Genomic DNA, 24,249 nt, shown 5'->3' on the forward strand with positions numbered 1-24,249 from the left:
AATCGTCAACACTGCAAGAAAGCTTCTTGTTCACTTAAGCTTGATTCATATCATGAATGTTGTTCTTTGTGCGTGCTGGTATGCTGGTAGCTGTGTATCTTCTTACACTTCCATGATGATCGGCAGGATCATCGGACGTCTTCTGGTTTGTTCATATAAAAATCGTCCTAGTGCTTCTTTAACATGGGTCTTAAGCGAGGCCCATTCACTGATATTCTCTCCAGTTAATTTCTGCAATGTGCCGCTTACGATGCGGTTTGCTTCGTCGAGCAGTCCTTCGGACTCACGTACATACACGAAGCCCCGTGAGATAATATCCGGCCCGGACACGATCTTGCCATCCTGCTTGCTGAGCGTTACCACGACCACGAGGATTCCGTCTTGCGAGAGCAGCTTGCGGTCCCTTAGCACGATGTTCCCCACGTCGCCTACGCCGAGGCCGTCGATCAGAACATTGCCCACTGGGATCTTACCCGCCTTGCGGGCGACACCGTTGTGAATCTCCACCACTTCGCCCAGATCGCAGATGAAGATGTTCTCCCGATCGATGCCGACGGATTCCGCTAGCAGTCCGTGTTGACGCAGCATGCGATACTCACCGTGGATCGGGATGAAGTACTTCGGCTTCATCAAGTTCAGCATCAGCTTCAGCTCTTCCTGCGATCCGTGGCCGGATACGTGAACGCCGCCTCCTCCGTTATAGCCGTAGATCACATTTGCTCCCAGGCGGAACAGTTCGTCCACTGTGCGCCCGACATACTTCTCATTGCCTGGGATCGGATTGGCGGCGATCACCACCGTATCTCCCGGCAGGATCTCGACCTTCTTATGGGTGGAACGCGCCATACGAGTTAAGGCAGACATCGGTTCGCCCTGCGAGCCCGTAGACAGGATGGCAACTCGATGGCTCGGCAGACGATTCACTTCATCCAGCTCGACGAGCATGCCTTCCGGAATATGCAGATAGCCAAGTTCTGCCGCGATTGTGATGACGTTCACCATGCTGCGGCCAACGATGGCCAACTTGCGGTTCGTATAAGCCGCTGCGTCAATCACTTGCTGCAAGCGGTGAACATTGGAAGCGAACGTAGCAACGATGACGCGCTGTTCGGCATTGCGGAACACTTCCTTGAGGGAAGCACCGACGGATCTTTCCGAGCCGGTGTATCCAGGCCGCTCTGCATTGGTGCTGTCCGAAAGAAGAGCAAGCACACCGCGCTTGCCGATCTCGCTCATCCGGTGGATATCTGCGAAGTCATTATTCACGGGTGTCTGATCGAACTTGAAGTCGCCCGTGTGAACGACGACGCCCTCCGGTGTATCGATACAGATCCCAACGGAATCCGGGATGCTGTGATTCGTCTTGAAGAACGAAACTTTGACCTTGCTGAATTTCAATACCGAATCCGCATGAACCAAGATCCGTTTGGTCTCCCCAAGCATTCCTGCCTCTTTCAGCTTGCTCTCAACAAGCCCCAAAGTCAGTTTCGTGCCGTATACTGGAACATTGAGATGTTTTAACACATATGGCAGTCCGCCGATATGGTCCTCGTGTCCGTGCGTCAGGAAGATTCCGCGAACCTTCTCCTTATTCTCAAGGAGATAGGTAATGTCCGGAATGACTACATCGATTCCAAGCATGTCCTCTTCAGGGAATTTTAGGCCGGAATCAATTACGATGATCTCTGAGCCGTACTGTACGACATACATGTTTTTACCAATTTCGCCCACGCCGCCCAGTGCGAAAATGGATAGCTTTTCAGCATTTGATTTTGATGGTTTCAAGAGAAAAATAACCCTCCCTAGTAATGAATTGACGACGATTTTTATATATGGAATATACAAACCAAAAAAAATACCGCACCAGTCACTTAAAGAACATTATACATGATCGAATTCGCATAATACAAGCAAAGGGCAACATCCTGTCCAAGATTAGCTCTATCTAAAGTGTTGCCATTCTGCCTTAGAACATGCGGAATTCCGTTGTCCGGACTGGGAAAACCGTTCATCACGCGAAGTACAGATCGCGGATAAAAGCTTCATCCTCTTCCGTTCCATCGACCAGCGGCAGACGTACGCTGCCCACATCGAAACCGGCTTGCCGCAGCGCCATCTTCACCATGACGGGATTGGTCAAACGGAACAAGCCGTTAAACTTGGGCTGCAGTTCACGATGCATACGCGCAGCTTCTGCTGTCCGCCCTTCCAAGTAATGATCCATCATCCGGCGGATCTCTTGTCCGATCAGATGGCTGGCTACGCTGACTACGCCGTACGCTCCGACTGCCATCATCGGCAGAGTCAGGATATCATCGCCGCTGTAGACGCGGAAGGATTCCGGCGTCTCGCTGATGATCGTCGTAATCGCATCGAGATCATCATGGGCTTCCTTCGACGACGTAATATTCGGAACATCCTGCGCAAGACGCACGATGGTCTGGGCCTCGATCTTCACGCCCGTCCTCTTAGGAACGTTGTAGAGCATCACAGGCAAACTGGTGGCCTCAGCGACCTTGCGGAAATGGGCATATAAGCCATCCTGCGTCGGCCGGTTATAGTAAGGCGACACAAGCAGCAACCCGTCCGCACCCAGTTTCTCCGCTTCTTGTGTCATTTCTATGGAGTAAGCCGTATCATATGTCCCTGTGCCCGCGATGATCTTGCAGCGGCCTTTCGCCTTCTGTACCGCGAAGCGTATGAGTTCCAATTTCTCTTCCGTTGTCAGCGTCGGAGATTCACCCGTCGTACCGCATACGACGATGCTGTCAGAACCTTGTACATCGATGAGGTGGTCAATGAGACGTTCAGCAACTTCCCAGTTAATCTTGGATTGTTCATCGAAGGGCGTTACCATGGCTGTAATCAGTCTGCCGAATTCCAATGTTATAACCTCCTTACATACTTGCTATCTCTCTGACAATGCAAATTGATCATGCAGTGCGCGCAATGCCAACTCCATCTCGTCCTGGTGTATGAGCACCCAGATCGTCGTATTGGAATCGGCAGATTGCAGGATGGATATATGATGAGCAGCAAGTGCAGAGACGATCTTCGACATGATACCCGGCACGCCGTTAATCCCGCCGCCGATGACGGCCACCTTCGCGCAGCCGGGGTTGAGCTCGGGAGCGTATCCGAGTTCCTCCAGGATGGTCTTCGCTCGAAGGGCTTCGCTGTCGCGCACCGTGTAAACGACGCCGGAGGGGTTCACATTGATGAAATCCACGCTGATCCCCGCCTTCGCCATCGCCTGGAAGACCTGCACTTGCAGATCGGGTTGATGGCTTTCAGCCGATACTTGAACCTGTGTCAGACCCTGCGTATGCGCAATCGCCGTCACATGGCGATCACTGACCCTTTCGTATTGCGGCAGTAAAGCGGGATCCATCACCCAAGTTCCCTCCGAGAAGGAGAACGTCGAGCGAATCCTGAGCGGGATTCGCGCATGCATGGCGATCTCCACCGCCCGCGGATGAATCACCTTCGCTCCATAATTCGCCATCTGACACACTTCATGGTAGGAGATTGCCGGCAGCGGTCTGGCATCCTGGATGATCCGAGGGTCTGCGGTAAGGATGCCGTCTACATCGGTGTAAATCTCCACTAGGGATGCCTGCAGGGCGGCGCCGAGGGCTGCCGCCGTCGTATCACTGCCGCCTCGTCCAAGTGTCGTGATCTCGCCGTCGGCTGTACTGCCCTGAAATCCGGTCACGATGACCACTTCACCGCATTTAAGCGATGCAGTAATACGCGCTGGAATGACCTTCATGATGCGAGCGTCGCCGAATCTCGCGTCGGTGCGGATGCCCGCCTGCCCGCCCGTTAAGACCGTGGATGGGATCCCTTCCGCCCGAAGAATGCTGCACAGCACAGCCGCGGAGATGATCTCGCCGCAGCTAAGGAGCAGATCCCGTTCCCTTGACGGCAGGCTGTCTCCGTTCTCATGGATAATTTGAAGCAAGGAATCCGTCGCATAAGGGTCGCCGTTTCTGCCCATGGCAGAAACGACGACGACGACTGCATCATATTCTTGGCGTGCACGTTTGATATGTTGAACGGCTTGGTTGCGGGCTTGTTTGGTGGACAGCGACGTACCTCCGAACTTCTGCACGATGATGCGCATACGGTACTTTCCCCCTGACTGAACCTTGGCTGTCTGACAAGCTGATCCTGTCTGACTGAACTTAAGTATGAGCGCCGATCCATGCCTTGGATCAAGCCCGCGTGCGTTCTACCAAAACGGGCTGCAGCTGCCGGCCTTGGAGCGCAGCCTCACAGGTCTCCATGATCAGATCCATGCGCGATACTAAGGAATTCGGCTTAGCGAAGGGATTATCCTGTCCGAAAGGAACAAAATAGATATGTTTGGCGAAGATTAGTTTCGCGATGTTCGCCATATTCAAGCCGAGTCCATCGTTGGTCGAGATTGCGAGAACAAGCGGACGTTGATTGCGCATCTGCGCCTTCGCCGCCATGAGCACCGGACTGTCCGTGATCGCGTTCGCCAGCTTGCTCGTCGTGTTTCCCGTACAAGGGGCGATCACCATCACATCCAGCAGTTTCGATGGTCCAAGGGGTTCCGCGTCAACGATCGACGCGATGATCCCATGACCGGTGATGTCCCTCAATCTCTTCTGCCACTGGGCGGATTCCCCAAATTTCGTATCCGTTGACATGACCGTATGGGATGCGATCGGTATGACATCGGCTCCCGCATCGACGAATCTCTGGATCTGCGGCATCACTTCATCATAGGTGCAGTGCGATCCAGTCAATGCGAAGCCAACCTTAATTCCTTGCCAATTCAATGCGTACTCCCCCGCTTCCTGTAATCATCTAGAATCAACTGGCTGAGCGTATTCGCTAGGATCCGGCCAGCTGTCTTCGGCGCGACGATTCCAGGCAAACCCGGGGCAAGAATCGCTTTGATTCCACGCTTCTCCGCATATCGGAAATCCGTTCCGCCCGGCTTCGACGCTAAGTCGATAATCACAGCGCGGTGCGGCATTCCAGCAATTACTTGCGCTGTGATAATCATAGTCGGTATTGTATTAAAAAGCAAGTCGATCTTCCTCGCTTGCGCGAGCAGATCATCCAGATAGAAAGGGTTAAAACCCGACTCCCATGCTCTCGCATAATGCTCCGGCCGTCTCACGCCAACAGAGATGTTCGCTCCTAACCCCTTAAGGGTGCGGGCCAATGTTAAGCCGGTGCGTCCCATGCCAAGCACCATGCAATTCGAACCATGAAGCGTGATGTCCGTGTTCTGAATCGCCAGCATCACCGCTCCTTCCGCTGTGGGAATGGAGTTATAGATGGCCACATCGTCCCGTTCCAGAAGTTCTACGATGGTGATGCCCGCCTTCGCACTCAGCGCCTTAAGATAGTCCGTCGCCATTCCTGTATAGATCTTGGCGTGCTTAGGCAAGGAACTTAGATGCTGGTCCGTCAGCACGAGATCTTCTGTAGAAAACACCGTCTGCACCTTGCCGTGTTCATCCGTCCCTACAACCGGCAGGATGACAGCGTCCACATCTTCGAACAACTCCGGCGTCAGCGGGCGTTTGGTGGCTCCGCTGAATTCATTTTGCAAGTTGTCAAAGCCGATCAGCGACACAGAAGCATCCAGCTCAGCCAGCTTTTGTATGACTTCTAACTGTCTGGCGTCACCCCCGAGGACGGCCGCATGTATGCCCGTCAGCATGCAGATCAATCAGCTCCTTTCCCATCGCTGTAAGATAGTTCATCCTATGCATGGACGCGCAAAAGGTGCCTGCCCGCCTTTGTCCCGAAAAACACGAAAAAAGGACGGGCTTCGTTAAACCCGTCCTCTATATACAAAGTTTAAGTTCCTGAGAGATTCCAGTCAGGGATATGGCTGCGATACAAAAAATCCCTTACTTCAAATTCATTAGTTTCTTCTAAATTACTCCTTATTTTGTCCCTGTGTGGCCGAAGCCGCCTTCCCCGCGGATCGTCTCGCTTAGCTCCTCGACCAGTTCAAACTGCACTTGCGGTACGAGCTGGAATACCATCTGCGCAATGCGCTCATTCCGTTCAATGGTGAACGGTTTTTGTCCCAAGTTGATGAGCAGCACCTTGATCTCCCCGCGGTAGTCGGCATCGATCGTACCCGGGGTATTCAGACAGGTGATCCCATGCTTCAGCGCCAAGCCGCTGCGCGGGCGGATCTGCGCTTCAAGCTCAGCGGGCATAGCGATGGCGATGCCGGTGGGAATCAATCTCCGCTCGCCCGGCTGCAAGGTCACCGGCTCCGGGACCGCTGCATAGAGATCGAAGCCGCTGGCATGTTCTGACATTTTCTGCGGCAGATGAATATCCTCGTTTCCTGGCAAGCGTTTCAGTTGTACGTTATACAAGTTGAACCCTCCTAAAGTTGGCGATCGCGTCATCGGAATCCCCTACCATCGCCAAAGCGAAGGGATGAGCGAACATCATTGCGATGGTCTCTTCGATCATCTCATGGGTGACGCGATCGATCTTCGCGATCATCTCATCGATCGTCTCATGCCTGCGCATCATCAACTCATTCTTCCCCTGTCGATTCATGCGGCTGCTCGTGCTCTCAAGTCCGATGATGAGATTGCCTTTGATCTGCTCCTTGGACTTGTGCAGTTCACTGTCCGTGATCCCATTCTGCTTGATGTCCTGCATGATGTTCATCGTCAGCTCAAGCACCTGCTGCGTCTGCTCCGGCGCTGTTCCTGCGTAGATTGTGAACATCCCGCTGTCCGCATGGGCGGTATGATAGGAATAGACCGAGTAGGCTAACCCGCGGTTCTCGCGGATCTCTTGGAACAGACGGGAACTCATGCTGCCGCCGATGACATTGTTCAGGATCAGCATCGGCATCTGCCGCTCATCATGCAGCGAACACCCGGGAAGTGCCAGACAGATATGATGCTGTTCCGTCTGTTTGGGATGGAAGATCGTATCCCCGCGGAAGACGGGCTTAGGAGACTCCGCCTGACTTCCCTGGCGCGTGAACTTGCCGAAGTGCGCCTCTAACAGATCGACGATGGTATGATCGACGTGACCAGCTGCGCTGATCACGATATTATCCACATGATAGTGTTGTTCGATATATTCTTTAAGATGTTCACGGGTCATCCTCTCCAGCTTCTCTTCCGTGCCGAGGATCGGATAGGCCAGCGAGTGATCCCCATACGCTGCTTGGGCGATCAGATCATGCACCAGGTCATCGGGGGTATCTTCATACATGGCGATCTCTTCGAAGATCACCTTCTTCTCCTTCTCTAAGTCTTCCTCGTCAATCCGCGCATGCAGGATCATCTCAGAGAGCACATCCACTGCCAGAGGAAGATGAGTATCCAATACTTTAAAATAATAACAAGTATACTCCTTCGCGGTGAAGGCATTCACGTTGCCTCCGATGCCGTCGAAGAGTTCGGCAATATCCTTCGCACTGTACTTGTCCGTGCCCTTAAACATCATATGTTCAACAAAATGGGAAATCCCATTCAACTCTTGCTGTTCGGTTCTTGATCCTGCTTTCACCCATATGCCGAAGGAGATCGAGCGAACCGTCGGGATCGGCTCGATCACCACCCGTATACCATTGGACAACGTATATCTCTCCATGCTGCCTCCTATAAGGTACGATGATGACGATGATCACGCCTGTCTAAACTTCTCTAATACTATCAAAAATCAAACCCACCCTCAATATCAAGCATACGCTTTGAAGATAGGACTTCCGACACCGTTCCAAAGGCATACCCCTTGCTGCGTATGGTCTCGATCAACCCCGGCAGCGCCTGTGCTGCCGATGATGTCGGGTGCATCAGGATGAGTGAACCTGGTTCCAGGCGGGCAGCGATGCGGCGAACGATCCAGTCCGGCTCGGGATTCTTCCAATCCACCGTATCGATCGTCCAGAGCACCGTGCGAAGACCATGCTGATAAGCGATCTCGACGGTCAACTGGTTATAATCGCCGGAAGGCGGCGCAAACCAGCGATTATCAACGCCCAGCTCGTCCTTTAACAGTGCTTCCGTCTTTAAGATCTCCTCTTCCTGTTTGGCCCGCGATAACCGGCTCATATTCGGGTGGGAGTACGCATGGTTCGAACATTCATGTCCGGCTTCACAGATCTCCTTCGCCTGCTCGATGTTCTTCGCCAGCCATGAACCGTCGAAGAAAAAGGTCGCCTGGATCCCTTCCTTCTCCAGCGTCGCCAGCATCCCGGGCAGATGTTCATCTCCCCAAGCTACATTGATCATAAAGCCGACCATCTTCTTCTTCGGATTGCCCTTATAGATCGGATGAGCCCCCAGATCTTCCAGCTGAATCTTCGGCTCAACTTCGCGATAGACGAAGATAAGATCTTCTGAAGCTCCCCTGCCCCGATTTGCCGCCAGGGTGGCATCCAGGTCCACTTCGATTCCGTTATACCCGGGAATGGCATGCCACACGCGGTCCACCCTCGCATCGATCGGCGCTTCCCGGAGCCGCTCAGCCTCGGCGCGGATCCTCGCCAGCAGCGCTTCCTCCAGCTGATCTTCTTCCCGGTCCGAACGCTTCTGCGGCTCTCCGCTCCGCATCCATGCTGCGGCATCCCCATCCACCGGAAGTTGCTGGACCGCAGCGATAAACTGCGCTACAGGCGAATATTCCAATAATATGTACATGCCGATGATGACTATGGCTGTAATGAACAGCAACCTTCCCCTCATCCCTGGTCCTCCTTCCGGCATTGGAGCCCCTTCGCTGTGTAACATGAAGGTGCGGAGTACATGGAGCTTTGTCCTATGCGTATGTATGATGGAGGACGATTATGACATGAAAGATCATCTAAGGGCACATGGAGATTCTGCTGTGTTTGAACATTGGAGAAACATCGTTAGAGAAATGAAAAAAGAGACAGATTCTTATGCTCCATCTCTTTCGTGTTAAGGTATGGTAAGGGATTATGACCTAAGTTTCCGGCTAGGGTCTCCTCCTTTGTCCGGGTCTTTCAGACCCTGTCGTTCTCGGAAGCTGCGGCAGCGTAGCCTTGCGGGACAGATTCACGCGGCCTTGGCTGTCGATCTCCGTCACCTTCACAGTGATCGGATCGCCAATCTTCACGACATCCTCCACTCGTGCCACGCGTTCCGTTGACAGCTGCGAGATATGAACCAGCCCTTCCTTGCCGGGCAGGATCTCGACGAATGCGCCGAATTTCTCGATGCGCTTGACGGTACCGAGGTAAGTCTCTCCGACTACAACTTCCCTCACGATATTCTCGATGATCTGACGCGCCTTCTCGTTGCTGGCCTCGTCCGTGGAGGCGATATAGATGCGGCCGTCCTGTTCGATATCGATCTTTACGCCGGTTTCATCGATGATCTTGTTGATGATCTTGCCTCCGGCGCCGATGACATCGCGAATCTTCTCAGGATTGATCTGCATCGTCAAGATCTTAGGCGCATACTTCGACAACTCCTTGCGCGGTTCTTGGATGACTTCCAGCATCTTATCCAAGATGAACATGCGGCCTTCACGTGCTTGCTCAAGCGCTTGCTGCAGGATGCTGCGGTCGATGCCGTCGATCTTGATATCCATCTGGATCGCCGTAACGCCTTTGGCGGTACCAGCAACTTTGAAGTCCATATCCCCCAGATGGTCCTCCATGCCTTGAATATCCGTCAGAATCGAAACTTGATCGCCGTCCTTGATGAGCCCCATCGCAATTCCAGCGACCGGCGCCTTGATCGGCACGCCTGCATCCATCAGCGCAAGAGTGCTGGCGCAGATGCTCGCCTGCGAGGTGGAACCATTCGATTCCAGAACTTCGGATACCAGACGAATAGTATAAGGGAATTCGCTTTCCGACGGGATAACCTTCGAGAGCGCGCGTTCCCCAAGGGCTCCGTGACCGATCTCGCGTCTGCCCGGTGGACGGATCGGACGTGCTTCTCCCACGCTGAAAGGAGGGAAGTTGTAATGGTGCATGAAGCGCTTCGACTCTTCCAGGTCGATGCCGTCCAGAATCTGCACATCACCCAGTGCACCGAGCGTACATACGCTGAGCGCCTGCGTCTGTCCTCTTGTGAACAGACCGGAACCATGGGTGCGAGGCAGGAGTCCTACTTCACAGGAGATCGGACGAATCTCATCAAGCGCCCGTCCATCAGGACGAATCTTCTCATGGGTGATGAGACGTCGAACTTCTTCTTTCACGATATTGTATAGAACTTCCTTCACATCGTTCATCTTGTCCGGCTCTTCTGCATAGATTTCAGCAAAATATGCCTCCGTCTCTTCATTGATCGCGTCGATGGCATCCTGGCGGGCTTGTTTCTCCGCGATCTTCACCGCTTCGATCAATCGAGCTGCAGCATATTCACGAACAGCCTGATCCACTTCAGGATCGATCTCATGCAGTTGAACTTCCATCTTCGGCTTGCCGGCAATGGCCACGAGTTCCTCGATCACATCGATGATCTTCTTGATCTCCTCATGACCGAACATGATCGCTTCCAAGATGACCTCTTCAGGAACTTCGTCTGCTTCGGCTTCCACCATCATGATGGCGTCCTTCGTTCCGGCAACCACCACATGGATATCACTTCTCTCTTCCTGTTCCACCGTTGGATTGATGATGAATTCGCCGTCGACACGTCCGACGATCACGCCGCCGATCGGACCGTTGAACGGTACATCAGAGATCGATAGTGCAGCAGAAGTTCCGATCATCGCAGCAATCTCCGGAGAACAATCTTGATCTACGCTGAGCACAAGATTGACGATCTGCACCTCGTTGCGGAATCCTTCAGGGAACAAGGGGCGAATCGGTCTGTCCGTCAGCCGTGCGGCCAGAATTGCCTTCTCGCTGGGTCTTCCCTCGCGTTTGATGAACCCGCCCGGGATCTTACCGACAGCGTATAGTTTTTCCTCGTAGTTCACGGTCAAGGGGAAGAAATCCAATTCCTTCGGCTCCGCCGAGGCGGTAACCGTGCTCAGAATCACGGTATCCCCATATCGAACCGTAACAGCCGCATTCGCTTGTTTAGCCAGTTTGCCCGTCTCCAGGATCAGCTTTCGTCCAGCCAGATCCATCTCCACTGATTGATGCATAGATACCCTCCTATTCATTAAGCGGCTTTTGGCTATGTAGATGTAATGGTGCTGTGATTATATTTGTAAAAAGCAACCCGGAATATGAATCGCCGCCGTCAGCAGAAGCTGATGCCGATCCATAAACAGGTTGCTTCTCACGTTGCATTATCTGCGCAGGCCTAATTTTTCAATCAGAGCACTGTAACGCTTCACATCTTTGTTCTTCAGATAGGCTAACAGTCTGCGACGCTGTCCTACCATCTTCAACAGTCCGCGACGGGAATGGTGATCCTTCTTATGAATGCGAAGATGCTCTGTCAAGTTCTGAATGTTCTCCGTTAGGATAGCAATTTGAACTTCAGGCGATCCTGTGTCGTTCTCATGCGTCTTAAATTCTTCGATGATCTGTTGCTTGCGTTCCTGTGTAATAGCCATCCTGTACACCTCCTTCTCATCTCTAATCGCCTGCAGCCCAGCATACGTCGGTGAGTCGTAAGCCGCGCTGAGGTTCCAACATATGGGCCGTATATTCGGCCACAAGGGATAGTATATCATGAAAGGACTGCACTATGCAAGGATTTGCTTCGCTCTTTGCGCATCCTTGGCGATCTGTTCGATGAGCATCTCCACGGAGGAGAACTTCATCTCCGGACGCAGATAAGCTGCGAACTCGATCTCTAACGTGCGGCCATATAGATCCTCATTCCGATCCAGGATATGAACTTCCAAGGTGGGCGGCTGCTCTTCATCTTCATGGAACGTCGGTTTGATGCCGATGTTCATAACCCCTTTCAGGGTTTCGCCGTCCAGATAGACACGCACGGCGTATACCCCTTGCCGCGGGATGACGTAGCGGTCCAGCGGCTCCAGATTCGCCGTAGGGTAGCCGATCTTCCGGCCCCGGCCCTCTCCTTTGACCACCTTACCCTGGATGCGGTAATGTCTGCCGAGCAATGACTTGACCCTCTCCAGCCTGCCAAGATGGAGCTGTTCGCGGATCAGCGTGCTGCTGATCTTCTCCCCGTCCATGTTGTGCGGTGCGATGACCTCGATGCTCTCGCCGGCCTTTGCGAGCTTAGCCAGCGTCTCGGCAGTTCCTTGACCGCGGTGACCGAAGGTGAAGTCGAAGCCGACGACGATCACCCGCGGTTTCAGCGGGTAGAGCATGTTCTTATAGTAATCTTCCGGAGATACCCGCGCTAACTCTGGGGTGAAGTGCACGATATAGACTTGGTCCACGCCCAGCTCGGCAAACAGCCGCATCTTCTCATCGATCGGCGTGAGGATCCTCGAATACTGGGCCTTGCCCAGTACTTCTCGGGGATGCGGGTCGAAGGTCATGATCGCAGCAGGAACACCGAGCGAACGCGCCCGTTCGATTGCTCGACTGATCACTTCGCGGTGACCTAAGTGAACGCCGTCAAAATCCCCGATCGCGATGACTTGGCCGTCAGGCGGTACGCTGTGCAATTCCGTGAAGGGATATTGAATTCTTCGTATGTCCATATGCATCCGCTACTTTCTTGAAGCTGTATTAGGTATGATTCATCTTGTGCGGGACGATTAGATGCCTCTGCAGCTTGCAGATTCCGACGAAGCGCTGATTCGGATCATAGACGCGGACCAGCCCCTGCGCCGGTGAGCTTCCGGCGGCACGCTTCACCCTCTGCCCCTGCAGCAGACGCTTGGCCGTCGTCTCGTCGATCTGCAGTTCCGGCAGGTTCGTCAGCACCTGATCCACAGGAACGATCCGCGCGTGGAGCGTTCCCTCTTCAAGCTGCTCCGTGATCTCTTCGATCGTCCAGCAGCGATCTAAGGGGATGCCGCAGGAGAGCGTGCGAACCAGCTTCGACATCACAGCGGGATAACCCAGCGCACGGCCGATGTCCTTGCACAGGGTGCGGATATAGGTGCCCTTCGAACAGAGGACGCGAAGCTTCATACGCGGGTACTTCTCTTCCAAATGCACAGCTTCAAGCTGAATGCGATGGATCTGCACCGTGCGCACCGGACGTTCCACCTCCACGCCTTCTCTAGCCAGCTCATACAACCGCCGGCCGGCCACGCGAACCGCGCTGTACATCGGCGGCACCTGCTTGATCTCGCCGATGAACCCCTCGATGACGCGCTCGACTTGCTCACGGCTGAGGATCACCTCTTCCGCCTGCTCGATCACTTCACCAGAGAGGTCCTCGGTATCCGTAGCGAAGCCTACGATCATCTCGGCCTCATATTCCTTGGGCATCTCTTGCAGATATTCGATGTATCGCGTGGCTCTTCCCAGCGCCAGAGGGAGCACACCGGTAACCGCAGGATCCAGCGTTCCCGTATGTCCGATCCGCTTCATCTTGAGCAGCCGGCGAACCTTCGCAACCACATCATGGGAAGTCCAGTCTGCCGGCTTATTCACAGCGAGGATGCCTTCAAGCTGATCCATTCGCCATCAGTTCCTTCTCTGCTTCTTGAACCACGGAACGTATGATGTCATCGAGCCTGCCCCGAACCGTACAGCCTGCTGCCCGCAGATGACCGCCGCCGCCGAAATGCTGCGCGATTCGCGATACATCGGCCGCGCTGGAGGAGCGCATGCTGACCTTGTACACCTCTTCCTGCACTTCCTTGAACAAGATCCCGATCTCCACGCCTTCGATATTGCGCGGATAGGAGACGAGACCCTCAAGATCCTCGTTGGATGCACCGGATTCCTCCATATCGGAGAGATGTACCGTGAGCCAGCATATCCTGTGATCCGCGTTGTAAGCGAGCGTATTGAGTGTCCGCTGGAGCAGGCGGATATGCGGTTTGCTCACTCTCTCCAACAGATGTTCAGCCAGCTCACCCGCTTGCACACCGTAATCGAGAAGCTGCGAAGCAACCCGCATCACCTTCGCCGTGGTATTGGTATATCGGAACCCCCCGGTATCCGTCAAGAGTCCCGTGTAGATGCAGGTCGCGATCTCTTGATTCCACTCAATGCCAAAGTACTCCAGCAGATCATAAAGAATTTCAGCCGTGGCTGCAGCATCCGCACGGATCAGGTGTGCATCGCCATAATAATCATTCGTCGCATGGTGATCGATATTCGCGATCTTCACATCCTCAGCGAACCGCTCGCTTACCTTGCCGATCCTCTGGTAATCCGCGCAGTCCACAGCGATGACATACCGATACTTATGGGCTTCTGCATGCGAAACCTCGATGATGTCCCGCGCTCCCCACAAGTAATGGAATTTCGCCGGGCACGGTCCCTCATTCATCATCGTATAAGATTTGCCAAGGGAGTTGAGCAGCCAGCCGACGGCAACGGTGGAACTGATCGCATCGCCGTCGGGATTCACGTGGGAGACGACGAGAAAGTCATCCCCGGATTCGATGAATTGCTTCATCCGCTGCAGCTGCTCATCATAGGTGAGTTGCTTGCTGCTCATATCAGGACTCCTCGCGGTTAATCTCTTGTAATAGTTGTTCGATCCGGCTGCCATATTCGATGGAAGTATCGAATTTGAACAGCAGCTCGGGGATTTGCCGCAGGCGAATGCGCCGTCCTAACTCGCTGCGGAGGAAGCCTTGCGCCTTATCTAAGGCGCGCAGGGTTTCCTCCTTCTGGGCATCATCACCCATGACACTGATATAGACCCTCGCCTGCGACAGGTCATTGGTCACTTCTACGCCGGTAACGGTGACGAAGCCGACACGAGGGTCCTTTAGTTCCATTTGCAGGATTTGGCTCAGTTCCTTTTTGATCTGTTCGCCGACGCGGCTCACGCGAATTCTCGCCATGGCAGATCACCTCTCAACAGTTTCCATAACATAAGCTTCAATAATATCGCCTTCCTTGATATCATTGAATTTTTCGAAGGAGATCCCGCACTCGTATCCTTGCGGAACTTCCTTCACATCGTCCTTGAAGCGTCTGAGGGAGCCGATCTGACCCTCGTAGATCACGATGCCGTCGCGGACGATGCGCGCTTCCGCAGAACGCAGGATCTTGCCGTCGATCACCATGCAGCCGGCGATCGTGCCGATCTTGCTCACCTTGAAGATCTCGCGAACTTCCGCATGGCCGATGATCGCTTCTCTGTACTCCGGCTCCAGCATTCCCTTCAGCGCTGCTTCGATCTCCTCGATCGCCTGATAGATGACGCGATAGAGGCGAATGTCGACCTTCTCCAGATCCGCTGCAGCCTTCGCCTGCGGTTCAGGACGCACGTTAAAGCCGATGATGATCGCATTCGAAGCTGATGCCAAGGCGACATCGGATTCGCTGATCGCTCCGACGGCGGCGTGAATCGTCTTCACCCTTACGCCTTCGATATCGATCTTCTCCAGCGAACTCCGCAATGCTTCAAGGGATCCCTGTACGTCTGCCTTCAAGATGACGTTCAATTCCTTCATTTCGCCTTCCTGGATATGTTTATACAGGTCATCCAGAGTAACGCGGGTATTAACATTAAGCTCTGCCTGACGAGCTTTCGTAGCACGGCGCTCAGCAATTTCCTTCGCCTTGCGCTCATCTTCGAAGACGAGGAATGGATCGCCTGCTTGCGGCACTTCCGTAAGACCCGTGATCTCAACCGGCGTCGACGGTCCTGCTTCCTTCAAACGGCGGCCGCGGTCATTGACCATCGCCCGCACACGGCCGAAGCGCACGCCGGCGACGAAGGCGTCCCCTACCCTTAAGGTACCATTCTGCACCAATACCCGGGCTACCGGACCGCGCTGTTTATCCAGTTCCGCTTCAATTACGGTACCTCTTGCCCGTTTGTTCGGATTCGCCTTCAGCTCTTGTACTTCTGCTACGAGCAGGATCGTCTCCAAGAGTTCATCCAAGTTGAGGCGCTGCTTCGCTGAGACATTGACGAAGATATTGTCGCCGCCCCATTCCTCCGGCACGATGCCGTGTTCAGTTAATTCCTGCTTGATGCGCTCCGGGTTCGCCTCCGGCTTATCGATCTTGTTGACAGCGACGATGATCGGTACATTGGCCGCTTTCGCATGGTTGATCGCTTCGATCGTCTGCGGCATCACCCCGTCGTCCGCTGCGACCACAAGAACCGTGATATCCGTCACTTGCGCACCGCGTGCCCGCATCGTTGTAAAGGCTTCGTGGCCGGGTGTGTCAAGGAAGGTGATCTTCTTGCCGTTTACTTCCACTTGATACGCCCCGATATGCTGCGTAATTCCGCCGGCTTCACCCTCGGTGACCCTGCTCTCGCGGATCGCATCGAGCAGGGTCGTCTTCCCGTGGTCAACGTGGCCCATGATCGTCACGACCGGCGGACGCGGCAGCAGATCCGCTTCATCGTCTTGTTCTTCGATCTCCTCGAAGTTATCCTCATCGACCGGGATCTTCAGTTCCACTTCAATGCCGTACTCGTCGGCAACCACTTGGATCGTATCCAGATCGAGCTCCTGGTTGATCGTCGCTACGACACCCATCATAAGCAGTTTCTTGATGACATCGGCTACATCTTTGTGGAACAGTTTCGCCAGTTCGCCGACGGTCATCGTGCCACGAACAATGACTTTCTTCGGAGTATTATCGACCTTCTCACGCTTCTCCTGCTGTCGGTTCTTGCCTTGTCGTTTGCCTTTGCCCTGTTTGATGTTGCTGGCTTTGTGATCGTCGAAGCGTTTATGATTCGGTTTGGTCTTCTTCGTCGTCTTGCCCTTCGTGGCATCATCCAATTTGCTCGCTTTGCGCGCTCCGCGGGCACCGGCAACGGCGATCAGATCATCGTCGACCTCAACGGCTTCAACCGCAGTTCTGACTACCGGCGCTTCGCCGCTATTGGTCTTATCTGCTGCGGCTTTGCCGCTTCCGCCTTGTCCCGAACGGCTGCGCTCCCGCTCCTGCTGCTGTGCCGCCGGTTTGGCTTCCCGTTCGCTCTTCGCATCGGACTTCCTATCTTGAGCTGCACGTCCCTTGGACTTGGACTGGGATCTGGTTGTTTTCTTCGCTTTATCCTTTGCTTCGGTCTTCTTCTCGTCGCTGGACGACTGTGCAGCGGTTTGCTGCGCTGCTTCTTGAGCAGCGGAGCTGGACTCCTTCTTCTGCGCGGTTTCCGCACCGGTGCGCTTCGCTTCGGCGCTTGCCTTGATATCGCGGAAGAACTGCTCGACTCTCTCGATCATCTCCGGTTCCATCACGCTCATATGATTATTGACAGGCATGTTTACCCGCTTTAGGATCGTAATGATTTCCTTGCTGCTCATATTCAGCGACTTCGCGTATTCGTATACTCTAATTTTTTCCTTGTTTCCTTGTTTGCTCAATACCTTTCACCTCCATATGGTTCTGGCTCACTCTCATTCAACGCTCTTGAGCATAGCGTCAGCGAACCCTTCATCCATCACAGCGATGACGACCCGTTCCATTCTTCCGGTAGCCTTTCCCAGAGCCCCCCTGTCCACTTCCTGTATGAGCGGAACTTGGTAATATCGACATTTGTCCTTGAACTTCTTCGCGGTATTTGCTGAGGCATCCACAGCCAGGATCACGAGATGAGCCTTGCCCTGTTGAATCGCCTGCAGTGCTTTCTCTTCTCCGCCGGCCAATTTGCCTGCTCGTTGGGCTAGCCCGAGAAGGGACAGGAATCTATTCCTCATCGTCCATCCCCGTTTCACGCTGCGCCAGGAATTCATCCTCCACTCGTATGAAGTCTTGTGCCAGCTGCTCATAGACCTCCAGGCCGACACTAGCTTTCAACGAACGGTCAAGAGCGCGTGATTTCTTCGCAAGTTCGAAGCAGGCGACATTCCCGCACAGATAGGCGCCGCGCCCAGATTTTTTGCCGGTAACATCGATCATGATCTCACCTTCCGGCGTGCGGACGACTCGGATCAGCTCTTTTTTGCTCTTCGTCTCCTGGCAAGCGACACACTTGCGCAGCGGTATTTTGCGTCGTCTCACAGACCATCCCCCCTAAGGTCAGCTTACTCAAAGCTGTGCATCCTGTTCTCCATCTTGAACGGATTCTTCTGCTTCTTGATGTTCGCGTGACCGCGCGAGCTCTGCCTCAGCTCGTTGCGATTCGCTCTTGATATCGATCTTCCAGCCGGTTAATTTAGCGGCTAGACGGGCATTTTGGCCTTTGATGCCGATCGCCAGCGACAGCTGATGATCGGGCACGATGACCCGGGCAACTTTCTCTTCTTCCAGTGCGATCACTTCGATCACTTGTGCGGGGCTTAAAGCGTTGGAGACGAATTCCTCGACATCTTCTGACCAGCGGACGATATCGATCTTCTCCCCGCGCAGTTCGTTCACAACGGTCTGTACACGCATCCCCTTCGGACCGACACAGGAGCCGACGGGATCCACTTCCTCATCGCGGGAATAGACGGCGATCTTCGAGCGGAATCCCGCTTCACGCGCTACGGACTTGATCTCCACTACTCCCTCATAGATCTCCGGCACTTCCAGCTCGAAGAGGCGTTTCAGCAGCCCCGGATGGGTGCGGGACAGGAAGATCTGCGGACCTTTGGTGGTGTTTTCTACTCTGGTGATGTAGGCTTTGATGCGTTCGCTTTGCTGGAATTTCTCGTTCGGCATCACTTCATTGAGCGGCAGCACTGCTTCTACTTTGCCAAGATCGACATAGATATTGCGTGTGTCTTGCCGCTGTACGATGCCCGTGACTATATCTTCTTCCTTATCGATAAAAGCTTCATAGATAAGTCCGCGCTCCGCTTCGCGGATGCGTTGCGTAACGACTTGCTTAGCGGTCTGTGCAGCGATGCGGCCGAAATCGGCCGGCGTCACCTCGATCTCGACGATATCATCAAGCTGATAGTTAGGATTGATCTCCCGGGCAGCATCCAGAGAGATCTCCAGCCGCGGATCCAGGGTTTCTTCCACCACCGTCTTGCGGGCGAATACTTTAATAACCCCCGTTTCGCGATTGATATCCACGCGGACATTCTGCGCAGTATTAAAGTTTCGCTTGTAGCTCGAGATCAAAGCTGCCTCGATCGCGTCAAGCAGAATATCCTTGCTTATGCCTTTCTCGCGTTCAATCTCATTCAGCGCTTCTATAAAATCAGTGTTCATGATGAACGTTTCCTCCCTTCACACTCTCCAACATTCCTACATCTCTATCGCAAGTCTCGCCGAGGCAACTTTCTGCATCGGTACGGTGTACAACTTCTTGCCGATATGTATGGTGATTTCATGTTCATCGTAGCTTTGCAGGTATCCTTCAAACTCTTTCAGACCGTCAACGGGTTCATAAGTCTTCACATAGACATATTTGCCGACGGCCCGCTCAAAGTCGCGCGGTGTCTTCAGCGGCCGCTCGGCTCCCGGGGACGATACTTCTAAGAAATACGCATCGGGAATCGGGTCTTCCTCATCCAGCCGGAAGCTCAGATATTCACTGATCTTGGCGCACTCCTCGATATCAATACCGCCTTCCTTATCAACAAACACGCGCAAGAAGCGATTGCGCCCTTCCTTGACATATTCGATATCAACGATCTCGAACTCCGGATGTTCTTGCAGATATGGTTCAAGAAGTTGTTCTACGATTTGCTTGATGGATCCGCTGCTCAACAATCGCATCCTCCTTCATGTATGGACATTTATGGGCAAAATGTAAAGAGTGGGTTGCCCCACTCTTACAGCCGAAAATATCGAAAAGTTAACAAGTATAATTATAACATAAACATGTAAATGTTTGCAAGAGTGGTTTGGGATTGCTTAGAATAGCGACAACTGGTTGGTTTCAGGCAATCCTTGGAAGCAGCCCATCTGGCTCAGAATCTCGACGATCGTCTTCGAAGCCTTGGAACGCATCTGGAAGTCCTCGACGGACAGGAAATCTCCCTCTTCCCGCGCCGCCACGATATTCCGCGCTGCGTTCACGCCGACGCCCGGAATCGCGGAGAACGGCGGAATGAGCTTGTCGCCGTCGATGATGAAGCGGGTTGCTTCGGAACGGTACAGATCGATCGGTTTGAAACCGAAGCCGCGGGCCGTCATCTCCAATCCCATCTCGAGGATCGGGATCATCGATTTCTCCTTCGATGTTGCCTGGAAGCCCTTCGCCTCGATCTCTTCCAGCTTAGCCCTGATCGCATCGTAACCTTGGGTGAACAGCTCGACATCAAAATCTTCTGCCCGTACTGAGAAATAGGCAGCGTAGAAAGCGATCGGATAATACACTTTAAAATATGCCGTGCGCACAGCTGAGATAACGTAAGCGGCAGCATGGGCCTTAGGGAACATGTACTGGATGCGCTGGCAGGACTCGATATACCAATCCGGTACGCCGCACTTCTTCATCTCTGCGATCCATTCCTCCGTTAGACCTCTGCCCTTCCGCACGCTCTCCGTAATCGTAAAGGCCAAGCTCGCATCCATGCCCGCCTTATAGATCAGATACAGCATGATATCATCGCGGCAGCCAATGACCGTCTTGATCGTGCATGTACCGTTGCGGATCAATTCCTGTGCGTTGCCAAGCCATACCCCGGTGCCGTGAGACAGCCCGGAGATCTGCAGCAGATCCGCGAAGGTCTTCGGCTGCGTCTCTTCGAGCATCTGGCGGACAAAGCGGGTCCCCATCTCCGGCACGCCGTAGGTGGCCACCGACGACTTGATCTGCTCCGGCGTGACGCCGATCGCTTCAGTGGAGCTGAAGATGCTCATCACCTTCGGATCGTTCATCGGGATCGTCGTCGGATCGACACCGGTCAGATCCTGCAGCATCCGCATCATCGTCGGATCATCGTGGCCGAGGATATCCAGCTTGAGCAGGTTTGCATCATAGGCGTGATAGTCGAAGTGCGTCGTCTTCCATTCGGAACTGGTGTCATCGGCGGGGTACTGCACCGGTGTAATGTCTTCGATCTCCATATAATCCGGAACGACGACGATTCCTCCGGGATGCTGACCCGTGCTGCGTTTAACGCCGGTACAGCCGCTGGCGAGCCGCGCCTCTTCGGCGCTGCGCCATTTGATCTGGTGATCTTCCTCATATTTCTTAACGAAGCCGTAGGCGGTCTTCTCTGCTACGGTGCCGATCGTCCCTGCACGGAAGACGTTCTTCTCACCGAACAACTCCTTCGTATAGTTATGCGCATGGGGCTGGTATTCGCCGGAGAAGTTCAAATCGATATCCGGCACCTTGTCCCCTTTAAATCCAAGGAAGGTCTCAAAGGGGATGTCCTGTCCGTCGCCTTTCATAATATGACCGCACTTCGGACAGTCCTTATCCGGCAGATCGAAGCCGCTCGGGATGCTGCCGTCAAGGAACCATTCACTGTGCTTGCATTCTGGATTGCGGCACAGATAGTGCGGCGGCAGCGGGTTGACCTCCGAGATGCCGAGGAAGGTGGCAACAACGGAGGAACCAACGGAGCCCCGGGACCCGACGAGATAGCCGTCTTCATTGGACTTCTTCACCAGCCGTTCAGAGATGAGGTAGTTCGCAGAGAAGCCGTACTTGATGATCGGCACGAGTTCCTTCTCCAAGCGGTCGACCACCACTTGCGGCAGCGGATCGCCGTACATCTCCTTAGCTGTATTGTAGCACTTCTCACGGATCTCCTCATCGGCGCCTTCGATGACGGGCGTGAACAGCTTATCCGGGAACAATTCAAATTCTTCCACGCTGTCTGCGACTTCATTCGGATAGCGGATCACAACATCATAGGCATCCTGCTCGCCGAGATGCGCCATCTCCTCCAGCATCTCCTTCGTCGTACGGAAATGCGCCTCAGGTTTGCGCATATCCTTCAGCGGACTGAAGCCCGTGATGCCGTGGATCGTGATATCCCGCAGCAGCTTGTCCCGCGGATGGAGATAATGGGCATTGCCCGTTGCCACGACAGGCTTGCCAAGCTTCTTGCCAATGGCGACGATCCTGCGGTTCGCTTCCTCTAATTGCTGGATACTGCCGACGAGCCCCTTGTCGACGAGATGCAGGTTCATGGAAACGGGCTGTACTTCCAGTACATCGTAGAACTGCGCCACTTCCTCTGCTTCTTCCTGGGTCTTGTTCAGCACCGTCTCGAACAGCTCGCCCTTCTCGCAGCCAGAAGACAGAATTAAGCCCTCCCGGTACTCCTGCAGAACACTTCTCGGGATGCAGGGCACCCGGTTGAAGTATTCCGTATGCGACAGCGAGATCAGCTTATAGAGATTCTTCCTGCCCTGCGGGTTCTTCGCATAGATGCAGATGTGGAAAGGCCGGGCATTCGAAAGATCCTTGCCGACATAATCGTTCAGCTGCTCCAATCGCGTGATATTGCGCGCTTCGCATTCCTTCAGCAGCTCGAGGAGAATCGACGCCAAAGCTACGGTATCGTCGATCGCCCGGTGATGGTTCTCAAGGCTGACCTTAAACTTCTCCGCCAGCGTGTTCAGACGATGGTTTTTCATTGACGGGAAGAGCATCCGCGCCAGTTCCAGAGTATCGAGCGACGGGTTCGCCAGTTTCGGCATGCCGAGCTCCTGACATGCCGCCTGGATGAAGCCCATATCGAACTGCGCATTGTGCGCGACAAGCACGCTGTCGCCGACGAATTCGATAAACTGCGGGAGCACTTCTGACAGATCCGGTGCGCCCTTGACCATCTCATCGTTGATGTTCGTGAGCTGCATGATATGATAGGGAATCTTCTCATGCGGATTCACGAAGGTGGAGAACCTGCCGACTTCTGTGCCATTCTGCAGCTTCACACCGGCTATCTCGATGATCTTGCTGTGATTGATCGAGAGTCCCGTCGTCTCGATATCGAACACCACATAGGTCTCCGACGCCAGATCCCCTTCCCGCGGCTGTGTGACGATCGGCACGGCGTCGTTGACGACATTGGCTTCCACGCCGTAGATCGGCTTGATGCCGTATTTCTTGGCGGCCTTAGCCGCCTCCGGGAAGGCTTGAACACCGGCGTGGTCGGTGATGGCGAGCGCCTTATGTCCCCAGCTGGCCGCCAGCTTCATATATTCCGAGATCGACGGGATCGCATCCATCGTGCTCATGTTCGTATGGAGATGCAGCTCCACCCGTTTCTCTTCGGCATCATCGATTCGCTCCGCCGGCGGTTTGATCTCGCAGAGGTCGTTCGGTACCATAACCAGCTCCGGCACCTGCATGAAGCGGTCGTACTCCACCCTGCCGCGCGCCAGGAGCCAGATTCCCTCCCGCAGTCCTTCCATCTTTGCAAGGTCATTTTTGTCCTTCACGAACAGCTTCACCGACAGTGAATCCGTATAATCTGTTATATTGAACAGATACAGCGTCGTGCCGTTGCGGAGTTCCTTCACTTCCAAGCCGAAGACAGTGCCTTGGATCGTAATCCTCCTCTCTTCATCTCGAACTTCCTTAATCGGCACCGGCTCATCCTTGATCTCATAGCCGAAGACGAAGCGTTCGCTGCTGCCGCCGGCGGCGGTTGGTTTCACTTTAGCCGCCTCCGCTTCTTCCAGCATCGTCTGCATCAGAAGGCGTTCTTCCTCTTCCCGCTGCTGCTGGAAGCGTTCGTACTCCTCTTGCAGGGTTTCTTGCAGCGCTTCGCTCAGCTTCAGCTGAACGCGGAATTCCCGTGAGAAATAATCGCGATAGAAACGAACGATATATTCATCGACTTGCTTGCGTTTGGCCAGTTCGAGACCGGTGGCATCGGCCAGCAGCACCGTGATCGTCTCCTTGTTCACTTCGATGGCCGATTTGGCCAGCCAACCGTTCACGGAGACCAGCTGACGCTTAATCCATTCCGCGCAGAGGCTCCAATACTCCTCCACGAGCGAGCGGTGATCGACGGCCCCAGTATAACGCATCACGAAAGTGACCGCCGCGATATGGGAGAAGTGCTCCTGAATCTTCTTCGTAAACGTAAGAAAAACATGCTTCGGCAGCAGTTTATCCTTTACGATATAGAACGTCCATGCGCGGTTGGTACGGCTGACTTCTACTGTATCGATATACCCGTCCGTGAAATATTCATTCACCATCTCGAGCGACAGGCCTGTTTGCTTCAGAAGCAGTTCGAAACGGCTGCGTTTCTCCGCTGTTAGTCCCACGAGTGCTCCCCTCCCGAATAAATAAGCCAAGGGCTGTCGGAATCCTTAGAATCCTAAGCCCTCTCAAGTCTAACAACATCATACATTGACGGTTAAGCGACGTATAGAACGCGACCAGCAGGCACGATCAG

The 24,249-nt window shown here is 54.0% G+C and carries 20 protein-coding genes; all 20 read right to left on the bottom strand.

The genetic code is table 11. From position 1 onward, the window contains the following. Positions 1-102: 102 nt before the first annotated feature. The 20 genes from PRECH8_RS04760 to PRECH8_RS04855 all read right to left on the bottom strand — a co-directional run bounded on the left by PRECH8_RS04760 (position 103) and on the right by PRECH8_RS04855 (position 24,118). The gene (locus tag PRECH8_RS04760) at positions 103-1,785 is read right to left on the bottom strand and encodes a ribonuclease J (RefSeq protein ID WP_200965949.1); all 1,683 of its coding nucleotides are present in this window, start codon (positions 1,783-1,785) and stop codon (positions 103-105) included. 226 nt (positions 1,786-2,011) lie between these two features. Beyond that, the gene (dapA, locus tag PRECH8_RS04765) at positions 2,012-2,884 is read right to left on the bottom strand and encodes a 4-hydroxy-tetrahydrodipicolinate synthase (RefSeq protein WP_200965950.1); all 873 of its coding nucleotides are present in this window, start codon (positions 2,882-2,884) and stop codon (positions 2,012-2,014) included. 24 nt (positions 2,885-2,908) lie between these two features. Further along, the gene (gene dapG, locus PRECH8_RS04770; RefSeq protein ID WP_200965951.1) at positions 2,909-4,126 is read right to left on the bottom strand and encodes an aspartate kinase; all 1,218 of its coding nucleotides are present in this window, start codon (positions 4,124-4,126) and stop codon (positions 2,909-2,911) included. A gap of 91 nt (positions 4,127-4,217) precedes the next feature. Beyond that, on the bottom strand, positions 4,218-4,811 hold the full coding sequence (locus PRECH8_RS04775) for a dipicolinate synthase subunit B (RefSeq protein ID WP_200965952.1): 594 nt from the start codon (positions 4,809-4,811) through the stop codon (positions 4,218-4,220). Continuing rightward, positions 4,808-5,707: a dipicolinate synthase subunit DpsA gene (gene dpsA / locus PRECH8_RS04780; RefSeq protein ID WP_200965953.1), complete on the bottom strand. Its 900-nt coding sequence runs from the start codon at positions 5,705-5,707 to the stop codon at positions 4,808-4,810. Before dpsA ends, PRECH8_RS04775 begins: the two co-directional genes overlap by 4 nt. 229 nt (positions 5,708-5,936) lie before the next feature. Beyond that, positions 5,937-6,383, bottom strand: a complete 447-nt coding sequence (dut, locus tag PRECH8_RS04785) for a dUTP diphosphatase (RefSeq protein ID WP_276569089.1) — start codon at positions 6,381-6,383, stop codon at positions 5,937-5,939. Beyond that, the gene (locus PRECH8_RS04790; RefSeq protein ID WP_200965955.1) at positions 6,376-7,626 is read right to left on the bottom strand and encodes a M16 family metallopeptidase; all 1,251 of its coding nucleotides are present in this window, start codon (positions 7,624-7,626) and stop codon (positions 6,376-6,378) included. The genes dut and PRECH8_RS04790 overlap by 8 nt, the downstream gene beginning before the upstream one ends. A gap of 62 nt (positions 7,627-7,688) precedes the next feature. Next, complete coding sequence (locus PRECH8_RS04795) at positions 7,689-8,720, bottom strand: polysaccharide deacetylase family protein (RefSeq protein ID WP_242457439.1); 1,032 nt, start codon at positions 8,718-8,720, stop codon at positions 7,689-7,691. A gap of 253 nt (positions 8,721-8,973) precedes the next feature. Then, positions 8,974-11,106, bottom strand: coding sequence for a polyribonucleotide nucleotidyltransferase (pnp, locus tag PRECH8_RS04800; RefSeq protein WP_200965956.1), 2,133 nt, complete (start codon positions 11,104-11,106; stop codon positions 8,974-8,976). A 147-nt stretch (positions 11,107-11,253) separates the two neighbouring features. Continuing rightward, positions 11,254-11,523 (bottom strand): 30S ribosomal protein S15, encoded by a 270-nt coding sequence (rpsO, locus tag PRECH8_RS04805; RefSeq protein WP_200965957.1) that lies wholly within the window; start codon positions 11,521-11,523, stop codon positions 11,254-11,256. Positions 11,524-11,655: 132 nt separating this feature from the next. After that, a complete protein-coding gene (locus PRECH8_RS04810; RefSeq protein ID WP_200965958.1) occupies positions 11,656-12,594 on the bottom strand; it encodes a bifunctional riboflavin kinase/FAD synthetase in 939 nt (312 codons plus the stop codon). 28 nt (positions 12,595-12,622) lie between these two features. Next, on the bottom strand, positions 12,623-13,525 hold the full coding sequence (truB, locus tag PRECH8_RS04815) for a tRNA pseudouridine(55) synthase TruB (RefSeq protein WP_200965959.1): 903 nt from the start codon (positions 13,523-13,525) through the stop codon (positions 12,623-12,625). Then, the gene (locus tag PRECH8_RS04820) at positions 13,512-14,516 is read right to left on the bottom strand and encodes a DHH family phosphoesterase (RefSeq protein WP_200965960.1); all 1,005 of its coding nucleotides are present in this window, start codon (positions 14,514-14,516) and stop codon (positions 13,512-13,514) included. The genes truB and PRECH8_RS04820 overlap by 14 nt, the downstream gene beginning before the upstream one ends. A gap of 1 nt (position 14,517) precedes the next feature. Continuing rightward, a complete protein-coding gene (gene rbfA, locus PRECH8_RS04825) occupies positions 14,518-14,868 on the bottom strand; it encodes a 30S ribosome-binding factor RbfA (RefSeq protein ID WP_200965961.1) in 351 nt (116 codons plus the stop codon). Positions 14,869-14,874: 6 nt separating this feature from the next. Next, positions 14,875-17,364, bottom strand: coding sequence for a translation initiation factor IF-2 (infB, locus tag PRECH8_RS04830; protein ID WP_200965962.1), 2,490 nt, complete (start codon positions 17,362-17,364; stop codon positions 14,875-14,877). Positions 17,365-17,397: 33 nt separating this feature from the next. Beyond that, positions 17,398-17,697, bottom strand: a complete 300-nt coding sequence (locus PRECH8_RS04835; RefSeq protein WP_200965963.1) for a YlxQ family RNA-binding protein — start codon at positions 17,695-17,697, stop codon at positions 17,398-17,400. Further along, complete coding sequence (rnpM, locus tag PRECH8_RS04840) at positions 17,687-18,001, bottom strand: RNase P modulator RnpM (protein ID WP_200965964.1); 315 nt, start codon at positions 17,999-18,001, stop codon at positions 17,687-17,689. Before rnpM ends, PRECH8_RS04835 begins: the two co-directional genes overlap by 11 nt. A gap of 27 nt (positions 18,002-18,028) precedes the next feature. After that, on the bottom strand, positions 18,029-19,141 hold the full coding sequence (nusA, locus tag PRECH8_RS04845; protein ID WP_200965965.1) for a transcription termination factor NusA: 1,113 nt from the start codon (positions 19,139-19,141) through the stop codon (positions 18,029-18,031). A gap of 36 nt (positions 19,142-19,177) precedes the next feature. Then, entirely contained in the window at positions 19,178-19,642 is a 465-nt protein-coding gene (gene rimP, locus PRECH8_RS04850; protein WP_200965966.1) for a ribosome maturation factor RimP, read from the bottom strand. Between the two features lie 147 nt (positions 19,643-19,789). Next, on the bottom strand, positions 19,790-24,118 hold the full coding sequence (locus tag PRECH8_RS04855; protein WP_200965967.1) for a PolC-type DNA polymerase III: 4,329 nt from the start codon (positions 24,116-24,118) through the stop codon (positions 19,790-19,792). Between the last annotated feature and the right edge of the window lie 131 nt (positions 24,119-24,249).

The organism is Insulibacter thermoxylanivorax (genome assembly GCF_015472005.1).
Taxonomy (GTDB): domain Bacteria; phylum Bacillota; class Bacilli; order Paenibacillales; family DA-C8; genus Insulibacter; species Insulibacter thermoxylanivorax.